Raw genomic sequence first — 20,060 nt, 5'->3', positions numbered from 1 at the left:
GCTAGCTGAGCGCCACGTTGACCGAACTCTCGGCCAGCTCCGCGTTGAAGCAGCGCTGGTAGAACTCAGCCACCAGCGGCCGTTCCAGCTCGTCGCACTTGTTGAGGAAGGTGACGCGGAACGCAAAGCCGATATCGGAGAAGATATCGGCGTTCTCGGCCCAGGTGATTACCGTACGCGGGCTCATCACCGTCGAGAGGTCGCCATTGGCGAACGCGTTACGGGTGAGATCGGCGAGCCGCACCATCTTGTTGACGATGTCGCGGCCTTCCTGCGTGCGATAGTGCTTCGCCTTGGCGAGCACGATTTCGACTTCCTCGTCATGCGCCAGGTAATTCAGCGTGGTGACGATCGACCAGCGGTCCATCTGGCCCTGGTTGATCTGCTGGGTGCCGTGATAGAGGCCCGACGTATCACCGAGACCGACCGTGTTGGCGGTCGAGAACAGGCGGAACGACGGATGCGGCTTGATCACCTTGTTCTGGTCGAGCAGCGTCAGGCGGCCGGAGACTTCCAGCACGCGCTGGATCACGAACATCACGTCGGGACGGCCGGCGTCATATTCGTCGAACACCAGTGCGATGTTGTGCTGCAGCGCCCAGGGCAGAATGCCGTCGCGGAATTCCGTGACCTGCTTGCCGTCGCGCACAACGATGGAATCCTTGCCGACCAGATCGATACGGCTGATGTGGCTGTCGAGGTTGACGCGCACGCAAGGCCAGTTCAGCCGCGCCGCAACTTGCTCGATATGGGTCGATTTACCGGTGCCGTGATAGCCGGTGACCATGACGCGGCGGTTGTGCGCGAAGCCGGCAAGAACCGCGAGCGTGGTGGCGCGATCGAAGCGGTAATCCGAATCGACTTCCGGCACGTGCGGGTCGACTTCGGAATAGGCCGGCACTTCAAGATCGGTATCGATCCCGAAAACCTGCCGCACCGATACCTTCATATCGGGGATACCGACGGGCTCTTGAGTTTTGGTCATGGCGGCGGTCGTCATCAATCCTCCGAGGTCCCGGGCATTCCCGAAACCAGATTTGTTGAATGGCTGCGGATGGGTGCTGGCTGCGAACCTAGCAGAGAGCAACGGCCGGCAGAAGCCCGCCGCGCAATGAAAGTTCCGCTGCCTTATCATTGAGATAGGCACTGAACTCGATTTTTGGAGGGCAGCCCTGCGAATCACGCCGTACTTTTGCCCGGCGGACGGGTCAGCCGCCCCGGAACCGGTGCCTAGGGACGGCCCTTCCCGGCCCCCTGGCAAGTTGTTAGGTCTTGGCCATCAGCCAAACCACGCGACCGCGACGGGAATTTTGTGGCCTCCTTCCTCGATCCTCTGATCGCTTTTGTCTCGGCCCATCCGGGACTTGCTTACCTGACGCTGTTCCTCGCCGCCCTGCTGGAAGCCGTTCCGGTGGTCGGCTCGCTGGTGCCGGGATCGACCATCATCCTCACCTTGAGCGCGCTGGTGCCGGGCGGCGAACTGAAATTGTGGGCGGTGCTGGCGGCGGCGATTGCCGGGGCAGCACTCGGCGACGGCACCGCGTTCTGGGTTGGCCATCGCTCGCAGCGCGAGATTCTCAGCGTCTGGCCGCTGAAGAACTATCCAGCCGTGGTGGCGCAGAGCGAAGCCTTCTTCCAAAGCCGCGGCGCGCTTGCGGTATTCTTTGCGCGCTTTGTGCCGCCGATCCGCGCCTTCGTACCGGTCACGGCGGGTGCGCTGGGCATGCCGCCGCTGCGGTTTTACGGCGTGAATATTCCAGCCATCCTGGTCTGGGCGATGGCGCATGTGCTGCCAGGCGTATTCGCAATCTCCGTGCTGCACGAATATTTCGGGCCGCATCATCACGGCACGGCCAAGCATCTCTGGATGCTCGCGGTGCTGGGCGGTGCGCTGGTTGCGGCGCTTGCGGTCTGGATCATCCGCCGCCGCCAGGGCGGCGGCGTGATCGAACCGGCCAAGCCGGTCAAGTAATCCGGGCGCGTCCCGGGGCGGGGCCGACATAGCGCGCACGCGGGCGAATCAGCCGCTCCTGGCGCAATTGTTCGCTCGCATGCGCGATCCATCCGACCGTGCGGGCCATCGAAAACAGCACCAGCTCATGGCCCGGCGGCAGGCCCAGCGTGTGCACAAGCACCGCCAGCGCATAGTCGATATTGACGAATTCGCCGGTCGCTTCCGCAATGCGTTCCGGGATTTCGTGGGTCAGTTTGCGCTCGGCGCCCGAGCGCGCCAAAGCCTCCAGCAAGGCCTGCGCGCGCGGATCTCCGAATTTGTAGACACCATGGCCGAAGCCCGCGAAACGCTCGCCCAGCGCCACCCGCTCGCGAATCAGGGGCGCGACGTCGCCCTTGGCCAGCGTCTTGAGCAGCTGCGCCGCCAGCACGCCGGCGCCGCCATGCTTGGGACCTTTCAGGGCAACGAGGCCTGCAATCATCGCGTCATAGAGGTTTAGGCCGGTCGACGCCGCGCAGCGCACGGTGAAGGTCGAGGCGTTCAATTCATGATCCGCCAGCAGCACCAGCGCGCGGCGGATCAGATCGGCGGCGTGCTTGTGATCGGGCGCCCAGGCCCTGGCGATCTGCAGGTGCAGCGGTTGCGGCGATGTCTTTGCGTTCAGCATGGTCGCGACCACCAGACGCAGTATGCGGCCGCCGACCATTGCGCGTCCCTCGGGCGCGCGGGTAAAGGCGCGCGGATCGGCAACGGCCGCCAGCGCCAGCACCGCAATGGCGCGATCGATCGCGTTGGCGCCGCGGGTGGCCTCGGCCACCGCGCGCATTTCATCCGAGATCGACGGGCAATTATCTGATGCAAACGGGTCGACGCCGGCGACGTCCCATAACAGCGTCGCGGCGTGTTCGAGCGTATCGCGCTCGGCGAGATCGACGCAGTTGACCCCGCGATAAATCGGGCCGTCCTCGGTGATGGTCGCGATCGCCGAATCCATGACGGGCAAATCGGCATCGAAACTGCGCATCCCGCGCGGCTCCGGCGCCGGCGCCCGCCGCTCCTTCAGCGTGCGAACGTCCTCGGCCCGGTAGCGATGGCTGCGCGAATCGGCCGACGGCTCGGAGCGGATCAGGCCGCGGCTGACATAGGCGTAGAGCGTCGCCTGCGAGATCGCGAGTTCGGCGGAGGCCTCGCGGGCCGAGAGATAAAGGCCGGCGGATTTTTTCATATTGATTTACATAATCAAGATTGATCAATCTGTCGAGAGGGACGACCTTTGCGGTGCACAAAGGAGATCCGACCATGAACATGCAGCTTTCAAAGACCCCGATCGGCCTCGATGGCGTCCCCGCAGCCGAAACCGTGCTGAGCCATGTCGATGGCGAGCGCGGCGAACTGATCATTGCCGGCGAGCGCGTCGGCGAACTGGCCCGCAAGACCGGGTTCGAGGGCGTGACCGCCCGGCTCTGGAGCGGCGGTACCGGCCAGCCGGTCGGCGAGGCCGCGGTGCGTGCCGCACTTGGTGCCGGGCGCGAACGCGCCTTCGCCCGGCTGCCGGAACTGCTCGGAATCACCCGAGGCCTGTCGATCGTCGACGGCTTTCGCGCGGCGATCGCGGGCCTGCGCGCGGAAGCGGGACTGACGCACGAGGCCACCATTGTCGGCGCATTTCCTGTCATCGCAGGCGCGCTGGTGCAGCGCGCCAAAGGCAATGACCTCGTGATGCCCGATCCGACCGCGAGCCATGCCGCCGACACGCTGTCGATGATGCTTGGCCGCAAGCCCGACGCGCGCGAAGCGGCGGCGCTCGATGCCTATTTCGTCACGGTGTGCGACCACGGCATGAACGCCTCGACCTTCACGACGCGCGTCATTGCCTCGACCCATGCCGATCTGTTTGCGGCGGTGACGGGCGGCTATTGCGCGCTGACGGGGCCGCTGCATGGCGGCGCACCGGAGCCGGTGCTGGAAATGCTCGACGCCATCGGATCGAGCGAACGCATCAAGCCGTGGGTCGACAGCGCACTGGCGCGCGGCGAACGGCTGATGGGCTTTGGTCACCGCGTCTATCGGGTGCGCGATCCCCGCGCCGACGTGCTCAAGGGTGCGATCGAGCGGCTCGCCGGCGGCGGCATGGATCTGCCGTTCGCGGGCGAGGTCGAGGCCTATATCCGCGACGCCTTGAAGCGGAAAAATCCGGACCGGCCGCTCGACACCAATGTGGAGTTTTTCACCGCGATCCTGCTCGACGCGCTGAAAATCCCGCGCCAGGCGTTCACGCCGATCTTTGCGGTGGCGCGCGCCGCCGGATGGACCGCGCATGCCCGCGAACAGCAGCGCACCGGGCGGCTGATCCGGCCGAGCTCGGCGTATATCGGCCCGATGCCCAAGTGACTCGACGCAGATATCTGCGCGTGTCGCCCCGGCCTTGAGCCGGGGCCCATACGCCGCGGCCTGTATTGTTGAAAAGGGAAGATCACGACCGGCGTGTAAGAGAAAGACCGACGGTGGCTCTGGGTCCCGGCCTTCGCCGGGACGACAAACAATTACGCGCCGCGCACGACGGTCTTGAGATAATTATACGCCTTGATGATTTCGATCAGGCGATCCTCGGTGGAGCGGTCGCCGCCATTGGCGTCGGGATGGTGCTGCTTGACCAGCAGCTTGTATTTTGCCTTCACCGTTTCCAGCGTCGCATCGGGGCCGAGCCCCATCACCTGCAGCGCCTTGCGCTCGGCGTTCATCACTTTTCGGGTTTCGGGCTTGGTCTCGCCGGCAGCGCCTCCCGGACCAGGCCGCCAACGGCCGCGGCCGTTAAGCTCCGAGAACATGCTGAACGGATCGGAAGCCGCGTCGATATCGGGCTCGGCGCCGGCCTTGCCCTTCTTGCCGCCGTTGGCGCCCATCTTCCAGGTCGGACGATGGCCGGTCAGCGCATCCTTCTGGTAGCGCGCGACCGAGTCGGCGCTCATGCCCTGGAAGAAATTGTAGCCCTGATTGTATTCGCGGACGTGGTTGAGACAGAAGTGCCAGTACTCTTTCGAGTTCTCGCGGCCCTTGGGCGCGCGGTGCGGGCCCTTGTTCTTGCACTCCGGCCATTCGCACATGGCGGATTCTTCGCGCGCCTGCGCCTGCTGCTTCGCGCTCAGCTTGTTGGGCTTGATGCGAATGGAGTCGAAGAATTTGGATGAATCGATTGGCATGGCTGACTTTGACTACGCAATGCCCAAGGCTTCAAGTCTTGACATTGCGAATACCCCTGTTTCGATCTGGCATTGACGAAAAACGGTCCCGGACGTAATGCCGCCGTCATGAGCACCAAGGACGATATCATAAACAAGTTGCGTGAAGCTTTCGTACCCGAAAGCCTCGACGTAACAGACGAATCACATCTGCATGAGGGCCATGCCGGCCACAGGCCGGGCGGCGAGACGCATTTCCGGGTATATATTGTGTCGCCGGCCTTCGAAGGGAAGAGCCGGATCGAACGTCATCGCATGGTCAATGCGACGCTCGAGGCGGAACTGAAGGGGTCCGTGCACGCGCTGGCGATCAAGGCGCAGGCACCCGGGGAAACTACGGGCCGCTGATTTTATCACCCCCTGCCACAGATGTAAGCGTCCGATGACCACGCTGAAGCTCATTGTTTTGGCCGGACTTCCCGGTTCCGGGAAGAGCACGCTGGCGGAGGGGCTTTCCCGGCATTTTTCGCTGCCGCTATTGTCGGTCGATCCGATCGAGGCGGCGATGTGGCGCGGCGGCCTCTTGCGGGATCAGACGGGGATCGCGGCCTATGAGGTCGCGCAAGCCCTGGCAGCAGAACAATTGCGGCTCAATCATTCCGTCCTGATCGACGCGGTCAATCCGGTCGAGGCCCCGCGCGCGGCGTGGCGAAAGCTTGCGGCAAAATATCGCGCGGATTTGAAGATCATCGAATGCATCTGCGTCGACCCCGCGATCCACCGCCGCCGTATCGACGCCCGTATCCGCAATATCGACGGGATGGCCGAGATCGACTGGGCCAGGGTCGAACAACGGCGCGCCGAATATGAAGCGTGGACCAATGCAAGGCTGACGCTGGATACCTCGGCAGAGCCGCCGGAACGGTTGCTCGCGGAAGCGATCCGCTATCTGGCCTGAGCGTGCACCATGCCGATGCGAAGATCGGCGCAGGACGGTGGCAGCGCGTTCATCTTTGTGAGACAATCAGTCGCGCGGTGGTGCGGTTTCCATGCGAACGCGGGGGCGGACTGAACCCCGGATGCCATCGCCATGTGATGGGGTCGTCCGATGCGCTATTGGGCACATCAGGGGTTGGCGGCAGCCGTTGCGGCGTTGATGGCCACGTGTTCCATCAAGGCCTTCGCGCTCGACATGCCCGGTCCCGCCGCTCAGGAGGTGCTGGTGAAAAGCATCCTGGTGACGCTGAACGACGCGGTCGCCGCTGACAATTTCACCATCCTCCACGCCAAGATCTCAAAACCGTTTCGCGAGCAGTTCCCACCGGAAAAGCTGCGGGCCGTGTTCAAGGACCTGGTCGAGAAGCACGCCGTGTTCGACGCCGTGGTGGCGCAAAAGATGATTCCCGACGAGGACCCCAGGATCGACGAGCAGGGCGTGCTGAAACTGAAAGGCCGCTTCCAGACGGCGCCTAAACAGCTGAAATACCAGCTTGGCTTCATCGAATCCGAAGGAGCGTGGAAACTCAGCGGCGTCGCGATCGATATTGAATAGTACCGGATTAAAACGCCGTACCCGCCCGCCTCGGCTTCTGTTCCTCGGCCTCGCGCGGCACCGGCACGATCCGCAAGGCGGTGATGCGGTTGCGCTCGCGGCGCAGCACGCGGAAGCGGAAGCCGTGGAAGGTAAAACTCTGGCCGCGCTCGGGGATCGAACGCGCCTCGTGAATCACGAGACCCGCGATCGTGGTCGCCTCCTCGTCGGGCAGATGCCAGTTCATGGCGCGGTTGAGATCGCGGATCGGCACCGAACCATCGACCACCACGGAGCCGTCGGGCTGGGCGCGGACGCCGGCCACCACCACGTCGTGCTCATCGGAAATGTCGCCGACGATTTCTTCCAGAACGTCTTCCAGCGTCACCATGCCTTCGACTTCGCCATACTCGTCGACGACGAGCGCGAAGTGGGTCTTGCGGCGGCGGAACGCCTTGAGCTGTTCGGACAGAGGCCGCATCTCCGGCACGAACCATGGCGGCAGCATGATGGCCGCAACGTTGATACGCGAGGTATCGCCATCAGAGGCGCGGATCGCGCGCAGCAGATCCTTGGCGTGCAGCACGCCGATGATGTTTTCCGGCTTGTCGCGCCACAGCGGGATGCGGGTGTATTCGGTCGCCAGCACCTCGCGCACCAGTTCGTCCGGCGGCAGATCGGCGTTGATCAACACCATGGCGGTGCGGTGGACCATGACGTCGGACACGGCAAGGTCGCCAAAGCGGAAAACATTGTGAATGTATTCGGCCTCGCCGCTTTCGATGCCGCCATGCACGGCCGATTCCTCCACCAGCCCCTCGATCTCGGAGTCGGTGAGGATTTCATGCTGTGAAGATTCCTGCACGCCGAGCATCCGCAAGATTCCGCGTGATGCGGTGTTGAGGAGCCAGTTCAGCGGCCAGAAAACCAGATAGGACAAATAGAGCGGATACGCGATCCATTGCGAAACCGGCATCGGTTGCCTGATCGCCAGCGTCTTCGGCACCTGCTCGCCGATCACGATATGCAGCGAGGAGAACACCAGGAACCCGGCGAGGAACGACACGAAGTGCAACGTCGCCTGCGACATTCCGAGCGGGATCAGCAACGGCTCGAGCAGCGCCGCAACGGTGGGCTCGCCGACCCAGCCGAGGCCGAGCGAGGCCATGGTAATGCCGAGCTGGCAGCACGCGAGATAGGCCTCGATGTTGCCCATCATGCTGTGCAGCAGGCGCGCGCCGAAGCGGTCCTGCTCGACCATCGCCCTGATGCGAAACCCGCGGCTCTTCACCAGCGCGAACTCGGCCGCCACGTAGAACGCGTTGGCGGCGAGCAGCAGGAACGCAAGCAACAGATTGAACGCGGTCGAACTCATGCCTGCCTCGCGACGGCACCAGGCCCGCGCGACGGCTCCATGATGCGCCCTGACAGTCCGGTTCTCATTCCGACAGCTTCTGTTGCAGGAAGGCGTGAACCGATGCCGGTTCGACGTCGTTTGCGATCACCGCGCGCCCCACAGCCTCCAGCAGGATGAAGGTGAGCTTGCCGCGCTTGACCTTCTTGTCCTGCGCCATCAGCGCCATCAGCGTATCGGCATCCGCCAGCCCTTCCTGGGTGAAGCCGGCGATGTCCTGCAACCGGGTCGGCAGGCCGACCGAAGCCAGATGACACTCGACGCGTGCGGCGTCGGCTGGCGAGATCATGCCGAGGCTTGCGGAAAACTCCGCCGCCAGCACCGTGCCGATGGCAACGCCCTCGCCATGGAACAGGCGATCGGAAAAGCCGGTTGCGGCCTCCAGCGCGTGACCGAAGGTGTGGCCGAGATTGAGCAGCGCGCGTTCGCCGGTTTCGCGCTCGTCGCGCGACACGATCGCGGCCTTGGCGCGGCACGAGGTGGCGATCGCATGCTCGCGCGCCGCGCTGCCGGAGAAGATGCCGGAGTGATTGGTCTCGAGCCAAGCGAAGAAGGCTTCATCACCGAGCACGCCATATTTGGCGACTTCGGCATAGCCGGAGCGGAACTGGCGCGGCGACAGCGAGTCCAGGACGGAAGTATCGGCGATCACAAGCACCGGCTGATGAAACGCGCCGAGCAGATTTTTTCCCTGCGGCGAGTTGATGCCGGTCTTGCCGCCGACGGAAGAATCCACCTGCGCCAGCAGCGAGGTCGGCACCTGCACGAAATCGACCCCGCGGCGCAGGATCGCCGCCGCGAAGCCGGCGAGATCGCCGACCACGCCGCCGCCGAGCGCGATCACGAGGTCGTTGCGCTCGATTTTGGCGGCGATCAGCGCCTCGGAGACCTTCTCCAGTCCGGCGTAAGTTTTCGACCCCTCGCCTTCCTCGACAATGACATGCGACGTCGGGATGCCGGCCGCGGCCAGCGACGCTTGCGCTGGTTCGAGCCAGTGCTTGGCAACGGTGCGGTCGGTGACGATGGCGGTGCGCACGCCCGGCCGCAGCGCGGCAACGCGCGCGCCAAGAGTCTGCAGTGCGTCGCGGCCGATGACGATGTCATAGGCGCGGTCGCCGAGCGCGACGTCGACGGTGATGGGATCGGAGTGTTTCAGTGGTGCCGTCATGAGGTCGCGCGTATCCCGTCCGTTGTAGCCGTTACTGTCGTCGTTGACTCTTTAGTCGTTGACTCCTGGGCCGGCGGCGCGACGACGCCGCACAGCCTGGCGCGCAAGGCGTCGAGGCATTCATCGACAATCCGGTCATGCGGCACGTCGCGCGACAGGATCGTGAGATCAGCCCCCTGATAGACCGGTTCGCGGGCTTCGAGCAGGCGGGCGACCGTCGCAACCGGATCCTCGGTCTGCAGCAGCGGCCGGTCGGCGCGACGTTTGACGCGCTTCATGATCACGTCGATGTCTGCCTTGAGCCAGACCGACACCGCTTTGTCGGCGATCCGCTTGCGGGTTTCCTCGCGCATGAAGGCGCCACCGCCGGTGGCAAGCACCGCCGGGCCTCCATCGAGCAGCCGGGCGATCACGCGGGCCTCGCCGTCACGAAAATAAGGCTCGCCATATTTCGAAAAGATTTCGGGAATCGTCACCCCGTCATGGGCAATCTCGATCTCGATATCGGCGTCGAAAAACGGCAACCGCAGCCGCGCCGCCAGCCGGCGGCCAATGGTGGATTTGCCGACGCCCATCATACCGACAAGCACGACCGAACGCCGCCCCAGTGCCGCCGCGATCTCGGCCTCCTGGGGGGTGCTTGCTTGTGCCGGTATGGCGGTCTCGGGCATCCCAAACTCTGTCATCAGCGGATTTTCCGCGTTTCTGCGCCACCTATACTACCCCCGCCGATACCCATGCCAGAGACTCTTGCAACGGAGATTGGAACATGTAGGTAGTCAGGCGCGTCCAACCCCGATGATTTCAATGGTTAATTCGCGGCCTAAAGTCACTTTCAAGCCCGCCCTCAAGGCGCCCTGATGCCCAGTCTGTTCCGCTTTTTGACGGTCGTCGGCATTATCGCCGGCATCGGCTATGGCGTGGTCTTCGCGCTGGCGAATTTCGTCAATCCGAAGCCACGGGAAATGACCGTGACCATCCCTCCGGATAGGTTCCTCAAGAAATAGGCACTATGGTCTCAAGGATGGGCCCCAGGAACACTTCCAAGACCACTTCGAACAAGACCACTTCGAAGACGAATTCAGACCCAAAGCTGACCAACCTGTTCCTCGACATGCTCGCGGCGGAACAGGGGGCGGGCGACAATACGCTCGACGCCTATCGCCGCGACCTCACGGATTTCTCCGAGTTTTTGGGCCGCGCCGGCCAAAGTTTTACCGGTGCCGAGACCCAGACGCTGCGCGATTACCTCGCCGACCTCGACACGCGCGGCTTCAAATCGTCCAGCGTGGCGCGCCGGCTGTCGGCGATGCGGCATCTGTTCCGCTTCCTGCTCAACGAGCGAATCCGCAGCGATGATCCCGCCGCGATCCTGTCCGGCCCGAAACGCGGCCGCGGCCTGCCCAAGGTACTGTCGATCGCAGACGTCGACCGCATGCTGACGCGGTCCAAGGAGCTCACCGAAACCGACGCCCCGCCCCAGCAGCGGCTTCGCGCGCTGCGGCTGCATTGCCTGCTCGAAGTGCTCTATGCCGCCGGCCTGCGCGTTTCCGAACTGGTGGCGCTGCCGCTGTCGGCGGCGCGCCGCGACGCCCGCATGATCGTGGTGCGCGGCAAGGGCAACAAGGAACGGCTGGTACCGCTGAACGAGGCGTCGCGGCAGGCGATGGCTGATTACCTCGCCGCGATGGAAGCGCTGAAGCCGGAGAAGAAGAAAAACGCCCCCGCCTCGAAATGGCTGTTTCCCTCCTTCGGCGAAAGCGGGCATCTGACGCGACAGCATTTCGCGCGCGACCTCAAAGAGCTCGCATCCGCCTCGGGGCTGGCGCCGCGGCTGGTCTCACCGCATGTGCTGCGTCACGCCTTCGCCAGTCACCTCCTGCACAACGGCGCCGACCTGCGCATCGTGCAAACGCTGCTCGGCCACACTGATATTTCGACCACGCAGATCTATACCCATGTGGTCGAGGAGCGGCTCAAGAGCCTGGTGCGCGACCTGCATCCACTGGCGGAGAAGTAGACTTCCGCGTATCCAGCAAGTATGCCGCCTTGACTTCGACGCCTTCTCCCCCGAAACAGCCTCACTCTATCGCCACCCGCCATGGGCCTCCGCCCAGAACGTCAGCTAAATCGTTGAAGAGACTAATCTTCTTTCTCAAAGACGAAACCACTTCGCCCGCAGCTAAGTTCCTCCCTATATTGGTTTGATGCCGGATCAGATGCGCAGCTACCTCGACTTCGAAAAACCCGTCGCCGAACTCGAGGCCAAGGTCGACGAGTTGCGCGCGCTGGCTGCGACCGGCAGCGACATCGGCGATGAGATTGCGCGCATCGAGGACAAGGCGTCGCAGGCGCTGACCGACCTCTATGCGAGCTTGACGCCGTGGCAGAAGACGCTGGTGGCGCGCCATCCGCAGCGGCCGCACTTCACGGATTTCATCAACACGCTGATCACGGAATTCACGCCGATGGCGGGCGACCGCAAGTTCGGCGAGGACGAAGCGCTGATGGGCGGCTTCGGCCGCTTCCGCGGCGAAGCCATCTGTGTGGTCGGCCAGGAAAAGGGTGCCACCACCGAAAGCCGCATCAAGCACAATTTCGGCATGGCGCGCCCTGAAGGCTATCGCAAAGCCGTTCGCCTGATGGAGCTGGCCGACCGGTTCGGCATCCCCGTGCTGTCGATCGTCGATTCGGCCGGCGCCTATCCCGGCATCGGCGCCGAGGAACGCGGACAGGCGGAAGCCATCGCGCGGTCCACCGACGCCTGCCTGTCGCTCGGCGTGCCCAATGTCGCGATCATCACCGGCGAGGGCATGTCCGGCGGGGCGATTGCGATCACCACCGCCAACCGCGTGCTGATGTTCGAACACGCGATCTACAGCGTGATCTCGCCCGAAGCGGCATCCTCGATCCTGTGGCGGGACGGCACCAAGGCCCAGGAAGCCGCCACCAGCATGAAGATCACCGCCCAGGACATGCTGCGATTCGGCGTCATCGACCAGATCCTGAAAGAGCCCCCCGGCGGCGCCCATCGCGACCCCGCCGCCATCATCGCCTCCACCGGCGATGCCATCGCCCAGGCCTTCAACGACTTCCGCAACCTCGATGCGGATGCGGTGCGCAAGCAGCGACGGCAGAAATTCCTCGATATCGGCCGCAAACTGGGCTGAACGGCTTCGATTCTTCACTTTTTGGGGAAATCGAGGGGCCGCGAGCCGCGACAGCCGCAGTCCCATCGCAAGATCGCCGATTTTTCGCCAAATCGTTGAATTTGGCCGCAATTATGCCCCGACCGTGTTCTTTAAGATCTGTTGACCATGCCCGCCAAGGTACCGGCTTGTGCGGCGGGTTCGAGTTGCGACAAATCGGCCTAAAGGGTAAGATTTTATACATCGGCTTCAGGGCATGACGCTGTGGTTGGGGTGCGAAAATTGCCCGATGGGTGTGGAGCTTAGCTTTTGATTTATCGCTCGCTGGTTCGCGCGCTCATCACGTCGGCTGCCCTCGCGGCCAGCGTCATGCTGGCCGGCTGCAACAGCGACGAGATTTCGCTGGCCAACAATGCCAAGGCCAACCAGCCGGTCCCGCCAAAGCTGATCCAGGCCATGGTCGAAAAGGACATGGACCTGAATTCGCCGATCCTGGTCCGGTTGTTCAAGCAGGAAGCTGAACTCGAAATCTGGAAACAGGATCGCGCCGGCCGCTTTGCGCTGCTGAAGACCTATCCGATCTGCCGCTGGTCGGGCGATCTCGGACCGAAGATCAAAGAGGGCGACCGCCAGGCGCCGGAAGGCTTCTATTCGATCTCGCCGGCGCAGATGAATCCGCAGTCGGCTTATTACCTGTCGTTCAACACCGGCTATCCCAACGCGTTCGACAAGGCGCTCGGCCGCACCGGATCGCAGCTGATGGTGCATGGCGATTGCTCCTCGCGCGGCTGCTACGCGATGACCGACGAGCAGATCGCGGAAATCTATTCGCTGGGCCGCGAGTCCTTCTTCGGCGGCCAGAAGTCGTTCCAGCTGCAGGCCTATCCGTTCAAGATGACGCCGATCAACATGGCGAAGCATCGCAACAATCCGAACATGCCGTTCTGGAGAATGATCAAGCAAGGCTACGATCATTTCGAGGTGACGAAGCGCGAGCCGAAGGTCGATTTCTGCGAGAAGAAGTACGTGTTCGACGCCATCAGGGCGCCCAACGCCACGCGCGACCCGGTGTTCGACGCGTCGGGCAAATGCCCGGCCTATGCGATCCCAGAGGAAGTCGCCGACGCCGTGCGTGACAAGCAGCAGGCCGAGGCCGCTGAAACCGCCAAGCTGATTTCGAAGGGCACGCCGGTCGCGCGGCTCAACACCGGCATCGACGGCGGCATGCACAAAGTATTCGCCGCGCGCGTTCCTGAAGCCAGCACCGGGCTCTCGGAAGGCGGCGACAGCCAGGGACTGGCGGCGCTTTCGCTGGCCCGCGCCCCCGGAACCATCCCCTCCCACGTCAACCCGCCGCGCGCGCCTTCCGACAATCTCCTGCTCGGCGCGCCGCAGGAGCCGAAGCTTGCGGCGGTCGCCAGCGCGCCAACGGCCGGACCGACAGCCTCCACCCCGGCCCCGACACGGGTCGCCAACGCCGCGCCGGCCACGCAATCCGACGGATGGTTCTCCAGCCTCGCCCGCAAGGTCGGCATTGGCGGCGGTGATGCGACCGCGAGCACCTCAAGCACACCGCAGCCCGCGCCCGCGAAGCCGAAAGTTATTGAAGCCAAGCGGTCCGAGCCGCCGCCGCGTCACGAAGCCGCGGTACCCAAGACCTCAGCGCCGAAGGCCGAACCCAAGCAGGCCGCAGCCCGGCCGCCGCTGAAACCGTCGGTGACCGATACGTCGGCGCCAGCCGCTGCGGCAGCTCCCGCGCAGGTCGCCGGATCCGCGCCGATCGTCTCGTCGAACTCGTTCGACAGCCGCTTCGGGGCGATGAAGTAAGCCTCCAAGCCGCAGAAGCGTAGGGTGGGCAAAGCGAAAGCGTGCCCACCATTCAACCTGAACTTATCGGGAGAGAAGATGGTGGGCACGGCGCTTTCGCGCCTTTTGCCCACCCTACGAATCCGCGTTCACGGATGTCAGCGCACGATGACAAGCAGCTCAGCCGTATTTGCCGTGGCAATGCTTGAACTTCTTGCCGGAGCCGCAGGGACAATCCTCGTTGCGGCCGACTTTACCCCAGGTGGCGGGATTCTTGGGATCGCGGTCGGCGGCGCTGACCTCGGGGACCAGCGAGGCATTGGCGAACGCCATCTCGTCTTCACCGGTGTCCGGATTGAGCTTGTGCGCTTCCATCACCGGCAACGCCGGCTGCTGCTCTTCCGGCGGAACGATCTCGACGCGCATCAACTGCGCCGTCACCGCCTCGCGCAGGTGCGCGATCATCGCCTCGAACAGGCTGAAGGCTTCCGACTTGTATTCCTGCAACGGATCGCGCTGGCCGTAGCCGCGCAGGCCGATGACCTGGCGCAGATGGTCGAGCATCACGAGATGCTCGCGCCAGAGATGATCCAGCGTCTGCAGCAGAATGGTCTTTTCGACGTAGCGCATCACGTCGGGGCCCCATTGCGCGACCTTGGCCGCCATGCGCTCGTCGACATGCTTCTCGATGCGCGCCAGCAATTCCTCGTCGGCGATGCCCTCTTCCTTGGCCCATTCATCGACCGGCAGGTCGACGTCGAGCACGCGCTTCAACTCGTCCTTGAGGCCGGTGACGTCCCACTGCTCGGCATAGGCGTGCTCGGGCACGTGCTTGGTCACGACGTCTTCGACGAAGGCGTGGCGCATGTCGGCGACGGTCTCGGCGACGCTGTCGTCCTTCATCAGGTCGACGCGCTGGTCGAAGATCACCTTGCGCTGGTCGTTCTGGACGTTGTCGAATTTGAGCAAATTCTTGCGGATGTCGAAGTTGCGCGCCTCGACCTTCTGCTGCGCCTTCTCCAGCGCCTTGTTGATCCAGGGATGGATGATCGCCTCACCCTCTTTGAGGCCGAGCCGCGTCAGCATGGTATCGAGCCGGTCAGATCCGAAGATCCGCATCAAATCGTCTTCCAGCGACAGGAAGAATTTCGAGCGTCCGGGGTCACCCTGACGGCCGGAGCGGCCGCGCAGCTGGTTGTCGATGCGCCGCGATTCGTGGCGCTCCGAGCCCATAATGTAGAGCCCGCCGGGCTTGGTGATGGTCTTGGCCGGCTTCGAACCCTTAGCGGGTTCGATTTCGACGACGTCCACGGCCTTCAGCACAATCTCGCGGAAGCGCTCGATGTCGGCCTTGATAAGTTCGATCTTGGCGGCCTTCTCGGCCTCGTCGGTGATGTGCGCGGTCTCCTGCAGGATCCGCATCTCGAGCGAACCGCCGAGCTTGATGTCGGTACCGCGGCCGGCCATGTTGGTTGCGATTGTGATCGCGCCGGGGACGCCGGCTTCCGCGACGATATAGGCTTCCTGTTCGTGGAAGCGCGCGTTCAGCACCGCAAACAGTTTCGCAGGCTTGCCCGCGCGCGCCGCGGCATAGAGCTTCTCCATGCCGGATTCCGAACCGAAATCGATCTGCTTGTAGCCGTGGTTCTTCAAATAGTCGGCCAGCACTTCCGACTTCTCGATCGAGGCGGTGCCGACCAGCACCGGCTGCAGCCGCGCATTGGCGCGTTCGATCTCGGCCAGAATCGCGGCGTATTTCTCGGTCTGCGTGCGATAAACCTCGTCGTCCTCATCGAGGCGCGCCACCGGCACGTTGGTCGGGATTTCGACGACCTCGAGCTTGTAGATGTCGAACAGTTCGTCGGCTTCGGTCAGCGCGGTGCCGGTCATGCCGGCGAGCTTGGCGTACATCCGGAAATAGTTCTGGAACGTGATCGAGGCCAGCGTCTGGTTTTCCGGCTGGACCTGGACATGCTCCTTGGCTTCCAGCGCCTGGTGCAGGCCTTCGGAATAGCGCCGGCCCTGCATCATGCGGCCGGTGAATTCGTCGATGATGATGACCTCGCCGTCGCGGACGATGTAGTCCTTGTCGCGATTGAACAGCGAATGGGCACGCAGCGCCTGATTGATGTGGTGGACCACCGAGACGTTCTCGACGTCGTAGAGCGACTCGCCCTTGAGCTGGCCGGCGTCGCGCAGCAGGGTTTCGATCTTCTCCATGCCGGCTTCGGTCAGCGTCACCGTGCGCTGTTTCTCGTCGACGTCGTAGTCGGTCTTGTCGAGCTTGGGCAGGAAGGTGTCGATGGTGTTGTAGAACTCCGAGCGGTCGTCGAGCGGGCCGGAGATGATCAAGGGCGTGCGCGCCTCGTCGATCAGGATCGAGTCGACTTCGTCGACGATGGCGTAGAAGTGGCTGCGCTGGACCATGTCCTCCAGGCGGTACTTCATGTTGTCGCGCAGATAGTCGAAACCGTATTCGTTGTTGGTGCCGTAGGTGATGTCGCGCGAATAGGCTTCCTTGCGCTCGGCATCGTCGAGGCCGTGGACGATCACGCCGACGGAAAGGCCAAGGAAATTATAGATCTGCCCCATCCATTCGGAGTCGCGGCGGGCGAGGTAGTCGTTGACGGTGACGACGTGGACGCCCTTAGCCGCAAGCGCGTTGAGATAGACCGCAAGCGTCGCGACAAGCGTCTTGCCTTCGCCGGTCTTCATCTCGGCGATGTCGCCCTCGTGCAGCACCATGCCGCCGATCAGCTGGACGTCGAAATGGCGCTGGCCGAGGGTGCGCTTGGCCGCCTCGCGCACAGTGGCAAATGCCGGAACCAGGAGGTCGTCGAGCGTCTTGCCGTTAGCGAGCTGCTCGCGGAATTCGGCGGTTCGGGCCTTCAGCGCCTCGTCCGACAGCGCGGCGAGCGTGGGCTCGAGCGCGTTGATGGCGCTGACGCGGGACTGGTATCCCTTCACCCGCCGGTCGTTTGCGGAGCCGAAAAACTTGCGGGCGAGCGCGCCGATCATGCCGAGTTCCTGTCTATGCCGTGTCTTGCTATGCCGTGTCTTGCGTTGCGGCCGTGACGTGATCCACCAAGTTGCCTATCAACTCACCGTGACGCATCGCGGCAAACGCCCCGATCCGGGGGTCATCCGCCAAGTGAGTGGGATTCAGGCAAGCTAAGGTTCAACGGCAAAAAGCCCAGTAAAATAAGCGCTATCGCCATCGATTGGTTCCGGCAGAGATATGGCTGGGCTTGAGCCTTGTCAACGCCGCCAAGATGTCAAGGAATTCATCATTTTGACAGACTTTTCGCGTTGCCAAGGTGCCATGATTGGGCGAGTGTCCCGCCGCCTCACACATACCCATCTTTAAGACAAGGATTTTGCATGACCTCCCCGTTCCCGGAAACGAAGACCGGCCTGCGCTTCGGCTTGGCCTCCTTGAAGGTTTCCTTGGCCCTGACGACCTGCATGGCTGCGGTTCTGGCCGCCGGCCTGCCGGCCCGCGCCCAGGACAACCCCGTTCTGGCGAAGGTTAACGGCGTGGAGATCCGTCAGAGCGACGTGGCGCTGGCCGAAGAGGAACTTGGCCCCAGCCTCGCCCAGATGGACCCGGCGACCAAGAAGGACAACGTGCTGGCCTTCCTGATCGACCTCAAGATCGTCGCCAAGGCCGCCGAGGACAAAAAGGTCGAGAATTCCGAGGACTTCAAGCGGCGCATGGCATTCACGCGCAGCCGTCTTTTGATGGACAGCCTGCTGGCCACCGAAGGCAAGGCGGCAACCACCGAAGAGGCCATGAAAAAGGTCTATGAGGAGGCCTCCAAGCAGATCACCGGCGAAGCCGAAGTCCACGCCCGGCACATCCTGGTCGAGACCGAGGACGAGGCCAAGGCGATCGCGGAAGAGCTGAAAAAGGGCGCCGATTTCGCTGATCTCGCCAAGAAAAAGTCCAAGGACCCCGGCGCCTCCGACGGCGGCGACCTCGGCTTCTTCACCAAGGAGCAGATGGTGCCAGAATTCTCGGCCGTGGCGTTCGTGCTCGAGCCCGGCAAGATCTCCGATCCCGTCAAGTCGCAGTTCGGCTGGCACATCATCAAGGTCGAGGAAAAGCGCAACCGCAAGGCGCCCGACTTCGAGCAGGTCAAGCCCCAGATCGAAACCTACGTGACGCGCAAGGCGCAGGCCGATTACGTGGCCAAGCTGCGCGAGGCCGCCAAGGTCGAGCGCATGGACAAGCCGGCCGAGCCGGCGGCGAAGCCTGCCGAGGCTGCCAAGCCTGACGCCTCCAAGATGGCGCCGGCGAAGAAATAAAATCGACTTCGCCGTCCGACTTCAGTATTTAGGCATCATGCCCGGCCCACTCAGGTGTGCCGGGCATCCATGTCTTAGGGCCTTCATCAACGGATGCTGAAGACGTGGATGGCCGCGAATCCCAAGGCGCCTCGCGCTGCTGGATCCGGCCACATCGCTTCCAGTCTTCCTGTCGATAAGGCGCCCCCATGTCATCAGCCGTTTCCCCCCTCGCCCCGACCGAAGTCCCCGACATGCCCGTGATCGCGGGCGTGCGGCTTGCCACGGCTGCCGCCGGCATCCGCTACAAGGGGCGCACCGACGTACTGCTCGCGATCATGGACAAGGGGACGAATGCGGCCGGTGTCTTCACCCAATCGAAATGCCCAAGCGCCCCGGTGGAATGGTGCCGCGCCCAACTCAAAGGCGCAGGCTCTTCCAAGGGGCTTGCGCGCGCGCTGGTGGTGAATTCCGGCAATGCCAATGCCTTCACCGGCAAGACCGGGCGGCAGGCCACGACCTTGACGGCGTCGATTGCCGCCAAGGCTGTGGGGTGCAAGCCAAATGAAGTGTTTCTCGCCTCCACCGGCGTGATCGGCGAGCCGCTTGACGCCACCAAATTCGACGGCGTGCTGGGCACGCTGGCCGACAGCGCTACGCCGGCGGACTGGATGGGCGCGGCCCGGGCGATCATGACCACCGACACCTTTCCGAAGGTCGCGACCGCGACCGTGAAACTCGGCAAGGCCAAGGTCACCATCAACGGCATGGCCAAGGGCGCCGGCATGATCGCGCCTGACATGGCGACCATGCTGTCGTTCGTGTTTACCGACGCGCCGCTGTCGTCGGCCGTGCTGCAAGCGCTGCTCAAGAGCGGCGTCCAGGATACCTTCAATGCGCTGACCATCGACAGCGACACCTCGACATCCGACACGCTGCTGGCGTTCGCCACCGGAACGGCCGCCACTGCCGGCGCGCCAAAAATCACTCGCGCCGGCGATCCGAGGCTGAAAGCCTTCACCAAGGCGTTCCGCGCGGTGCTCGCCGATCTTGCCGAGCAGGTCGCCCGCGACGGCGAAGGCGCGCGAAAACTGGTCGAGGTCATCGTCGAGGGCGCGACCACCAACATCTCGGCGCGCCGGATCGCGATGTCGATTGCGAATTCGCCGCTGGTCAAGACGGCGATCGCCGGCGAGGACGCCAATTGGGGCCGCGTGGTGATGGCGGTCGGCAAGGCCGGCGAGCCCGCCAACCGCGACAAGCTGTCGATCTCGTTCAACAGCATCCGCGTCGCCAAAAACGGCGCGCGCGATCCGTCTTACAACGAGGCGGAGGTTTCCGAGGCGATGAAGGCTCCGAAGATTCAGATCAAGGTCTCGCTCGGCCTCGGCAAGGGCCGCGACCGCGTGCTGACCTGCGACCTCACCAAGGAATACGTCGCCATCAACGGCGATTACCGGTCGTAGACACGTCGTCATTGCTCGTCATTGCGAGGAGCAAAGCGACGAAGCAATCCATCTGTTCGATCGTGCGGAGGCATGGATTGCTTCGCTTCGCTCGCAATGACGGGAT

At 63.6% G+C, this 20,060-nt stretch carries 18 protein-coding genes; 11 read left to right on the top strand and 7 right to left on the bottom strand.

The window, feature by feature from the left end:
* Position 1: 1 nt before the first annotated feature.
* Positions 2–1,000, bottom strand: a complete 999-nt coding sequence (gene cobS / locus ABIE49_RS23505; protein WP_192736484.1) for a cobaltochelatase subunit CobS — start codon at positions 998–1,000, stop codon at positions 2–4.
* A 312-nt stretch (positions 1,001–1,312) separates the two neighbouring features.
* Here cobS and ABIE49_RS23500 point away from each other — a divergent pair, with 312 nt between their 5' ends.
* Positions 1,313–1,972 (top strand): DedA family protein, encoded by a 660-nt coding sequence (locus ABIE49_RS23500; protein ID WP_192736483.1) that lies wholly within the window; start codon positions 1,313–1,315, stop codon positions 1,970–1,972.
* Here the strand turns inward: ABIE49_RS23500 and ABIE49_RS23495 are convergent.
* Positions 1,965–3,179 (bottom strand): citrate synthase family protein, encoded by a 1,215-nt coding sequence (locus ABIE49_RS23495; protein ID WP_192736482.1) that lies wholly within the window; start codon positions 3,177–3,179, stop codon positions 1,965–1,967. The genes ABIE49_RS23500 and ABIE49_RS23495 overlap by 8 nt on opposite strands.
* Positions 3,180–3,253: 74 nt before the next feature.
* On the opposite strand from ABIE49_RS23495, the gene ABIE49_RS23490 reads away from it, so the two are divergent.
* Positions 3,254–4,345: a citrate synthase/methylcitrate synthase gene (locus ABIE49_RS23490; protein ID WP_192736481.1), complete on the top strand. Its 1,092-nt coding sequence runs from the start codon at positions 3,254–3,256 to the stop codon at positions 4,343–4,345.
* A 152-nt stretch (positions 4,346–4,497) separates the two neighbouring features.
* Here the strand turns inward: ABIE49_RS23490 and ABIE49_RS23485 are convergent, their stop codons facing one another.
* Positions 4,498–5,154, bottom strand: coding sequence for a J domain-containing protein (locus tag ABIE49_RS23485; RefSeq protein ID WP_192736480.1), 657 nt, complete (start codon positions 5,152–5,154; stop codon positions 4,498–4,500).
* Between the two features lie 108 nt (positions 5,155–5,262).
* Here ABIE49_RS23485 and ABIE49_RS23480 point away from each other — a divergent pair, with 108 nt between their 5' ends.
* The 3 genes from ABIE49_RS23480 (at position 5,263) to ABIE49_RS23470 (ending at position 6,685) form a co-directional block, all read left to right on the top strand.
* Positions 5,263–5,541: a BolA family protein gene (locus ABIE49_RS23480; protein WP_192736479.1), complete on the top strand. Its 279-nt coding sequence runs from the start codon at positions 5,263–5,265 to the stop codon at positions 5,539–5,541.
* A gap of 34 nt (positions 5,542–5,575) precedes the next feature.
* The gene (locus ABIE49_RS23475) at positions 5,576–6,091 is read left to right on the top strand and encodes a P-loop nucleotide/nucleoside kinase family protein (protein WP_192736478.1); all 516 of its coding nucleotides are present in this window, start codon (positions 5,576–5,578) and stop codon (positions 6,089–6,091) included.
* 198 nt (positions 6,092–6,289) lie between these two features.
* Positions 6,290–6,685 carry a hypothetical protein gene (locus tag ABIE49_RS23470; RefSeq protein ID WP_354066934.1) on the top strand — a complete coding sequence of 132 codons (396 nt, stop codon included), beginning with the start codon at positions 6,290–6,292 and terminating at the stop codon, positions 6,683–6,685.
* Positions 6,686–6,692: 7 nt separating this feature from the next.
* Here the strand turns inward: ABIE49_RS23470 and ABIE49_RS23465 are convergent, their stop codons facing one another.
* The 3 genes from ABIE49_RS23465 to ABIE49_RS23455 all read right to left on the bottom strand — a co-directional run bounded on the left by ABIE49_RS23465 (position 6,693) and on the right by ABIE49_RS23455 (position 9,917).
* Complete coding sequence (locus ABIE49_RS23465; protein ID WP_192736477.1) at positions 6,693–8,039, bottom strand: hemolysin family protein; 1,347 nt, start codon at positions 8,037–8,039, stop codon at positions 6,693–6,695.
* A gap of 64 nt (positions 8,040–8,103) precedes the next feature.
* A complete protein-coding gene (aroB, locus tag ABIE49_RS23460; protein ID WP_192736476.1) occupies positions 8,104–9,246 on the bottom strand; it encodes a 3-dehydroquinate synthase in 1,143 nt (380 codons plus the stop codon).
* On the bottom strand, positions 9,243–9,917 hold the full coding sequence (locus ABIE49_RS23455; RefSeq protein ID WP_192736552.1) for a shikimate kinase: 675 nt from the start codon (positions 9,915–9,917) through the stop codon (positions 9,243–9,245). The genes aroB and ABIE49_RS23455 overlap by 4 nt, the downstream gene beginning before the upstream one ends.
* Positions 9,918–10,106: 189 nt before the next feature.
* Between ABIE49_RS23455 and ABIE49_RS23450 the strand changes: the two genes are divergently transcribed.
* The 4 genes from ABIE49_RS23450 to ABIE49_RS23435 all read left to right on the top strand — a co-directional run bounded on the left by ABIE49_RS23450 (position 10,107) and on the right by ABIE49_RS23435 (position 14,222).
* A complete protein-coding gene (locus tag ABIE49_RS23450; protein ID WP_192736475.1) occupies positions 10,107–10,253 on the top strand; it encodes a histidine kinase in 147 nt (48 codons plus the stop codon).
* Between the two features lie 17 nt (positions 10,254–10,270).
* Positions 10,271–11,266 carry a site-specific tyrosine recombinase XerD gene (gene xerD / locus ABIE49_RS23445; protein WP_192736551.1) on the top strand — a complete coding sequence of 332 codons (996 nt, stop codon included), beginning with the start codon at positions 10,271–10,273 and terminating at the stop codon, positions 11,264–11,266.
* A 187-nt stretch (positions 11,267–11,453) separates the two neighbouring features.
* Positions 11,454–12,416 (top strand): acetyl-CoA carboxylase carboxyltransferase subunit alpha, encoded by a 963-nt coding sequence (locus tag ABIE49_RS23440; protein WP_192736474.1) that lies wholly within the window; start codon positions 11,454–11,456, stop codon positions 12,414–12,416.
* Positions 12,417–12,704: 288 nt separating this feature from the next.
* Positions 12,705–14,222 (top strand): L,D-transpeptidase family protein, encoded by a 1,518-nt coding sequence (locus ABIE49_RS23435; RefSeq protein ID WP_192736473.1) that lies wholly within the window; start codon positions 12,705–12,707, stop codon positions 14,220–14,222.
* Positions 14,223–14,381: 159 nt separating this feature from the next.
* On the opposite strand, the gene secA is transcribed toward ABIE49_RS23435, so the two are convergent.
* Positions 14,382–17,219, bottom strand: a complete 2,838-nt coding sequence (gene secA, locus ABIE49_RS23430; RefSeq protein ID WP_192736472.1) for a preprotein translocase subunit SecA — start codon at positions 17,217–17,219, stop codon at positions 14,382–14,384.
* Between the two features lie 363 nt (positions 17,220–17,582).
* Here secA and ABIE49_RS23425 point away from each other — a divergent pair, with 363 nt between their 5' ends.
* Both ABIE49_RS23425 and argJ read left to right on the top strand, forming a co-directional pair.
* Complete coding sequence (locus ABIE49_RS23425) at positions 17,583–18,509, top strand: peptidylprolyl isomerase (RefSeq protein ID WP_192736471.1); 927 nt, start codon at positions 17,583–17,585, stop codon at positions 18,507–18,509.
* A 188-nt stretch (positions 18,510–18,697) separates the two neighbouring features.
* The gene (gene argJ / locus ABIE49_RS23420; protein ID WP_192736470.1) at positions 18,698–19,954 is read left to right on the top strand and encodes a bifunctional glutamate N-acetyltransferase/amino-acid acetyltransferase ArgJ; all 1,257 of its coding nucleotides are present in this window, start codon (positions 18,698–18,700) and stop codon (positions 19,952–19,954) included.
* Positions 19,955–20,060 lie beyond the last annotated feature (106 nt).

The sequence above is a fragment of the Bradyrhizobium sp. OAE829 genome (genome assembly GCF_040546575.1).
Lineage (GTDB): Bacteria > Pseudomonadota > Alphaproteobacteria > Rhizobiales > Xanthobacteraceae > Bradyrhizobium.
The sequence above is the reverse complement of the archived record's forward strand: the minus strand, read 5'-3'. Positions and strand labels throughout refer to the sequence as shown.

Bases quoted from the DNA above. Each gene is read 5' to 3' on its own strand.
- ABIE49_RS23480 (WP_192736479.1), top strand. From the start codon at position 5,263: ATGAGCACCAAGGACGATATCATAAACAAGTTGCGTGAAGCTTTCGTA.
- ABIE49_RS23455 (WP_192736552.1), bottom strand. From the start codon at position 9,917: ATGCCCGAGACCGCCATACCGGCACAAGCAAGCACCCCCCAGGAGGCC.
- xerD (WP_192736551.1), top strand. From the start codon at position 10,271: ATGGGCCCCAGGAACACTTCCAAGACCACTTCGAACAAGACCACTTCG.
- ABIE49_RS23470 (WP_354066934.1), top strand. From the start codon at position 6,290: ATGGCCACGTGTTCCATCAAGGCCTTCGCGCTCGACATGCCCGGTCCC.
- ABIE49_RS23440 (WP_192736474.1), top strand. From the start codon at position 11,454: ATGCCGGATCAGATGCGCAGCTACCTCGACTTCGAAAAACCCGTCGCC.
- ABIE49_RS23450 (WP_192736475.1), top strand. From the start codon at position 10,107: ATGCCCAGTCTGTTCCGCTTTTTGACGGTCGTCGGCATTATCGCCGGC.
- secA (WP_192736472.1), bottom strand. From the start codon at position 17,219: ATGATCGGCGCGCTCGCCCGCAAGTTTTTCGGCTCCGCAAACGACCGG.
- argJ (WP_192736470.1), top strand. From the start codon at position 18,698: ATGTCATCAGCCGTTTCCCCCCTCGCCCCGACCGAAGTCCCCGACATG.
- cobS (WP_192736484.1), bottom strand. From the start codon at position 1,000: ATGACGACCGCCGCCATGACCAAAACTCAAGAGCCCGTCGGTATCCCC.
- ABIE49_RS23495 (WP_192736482.1), bottom strand. From the start codon at position 3,179: ATGAAAAAATCCGCCGGCCTTTATCTCTCGGCCCGCGAGGCCTCCGCC.
- ABIE49_RS23485 (WP_192736480.1), bottom strand. From the start codon at position 5,154: ATGCCAATCGATTCATCCAAATTCTTCGACTCCATTCGCATCAAGCCC.
- ABIE49_RS23490 (WP_192736481.1), top strand. From the start codon at position 3,254: ATGAACATGCAGCTTTCAAAGACCCCGATCGGCCTCGATGGCGTCCCC.
- ABIE49_RS23465 (WP_192736477.1), bottom strand. From the start codon at position 8,039: ATGAGTTCGACCGCGTTCAATCTGTTGCTTGCGTTCCTGCTGCTCGCC.
- aroB (WP_192736476.1), bottom strand. From the start codon at position 9,246: ATGACGGCACCACTGAAACACTCCGATCCCATCACCGTCGACGTCGCG.
- ABIE49_RS23475 (WP_192736478.1), top strand. From the start codon at position 5,576: ATGACCACGCTGAAGCTCATTGTTTTGGCCGGACTTCCCGGTTCCGGG.
- ABIE49_RS23425 (WP_192736471.1), top strand. From the start codon at position 17,583: ATGACCTCCCCGTTCCCGGAAACGAAGACCGGCCTGCGCTTCGGCTTG.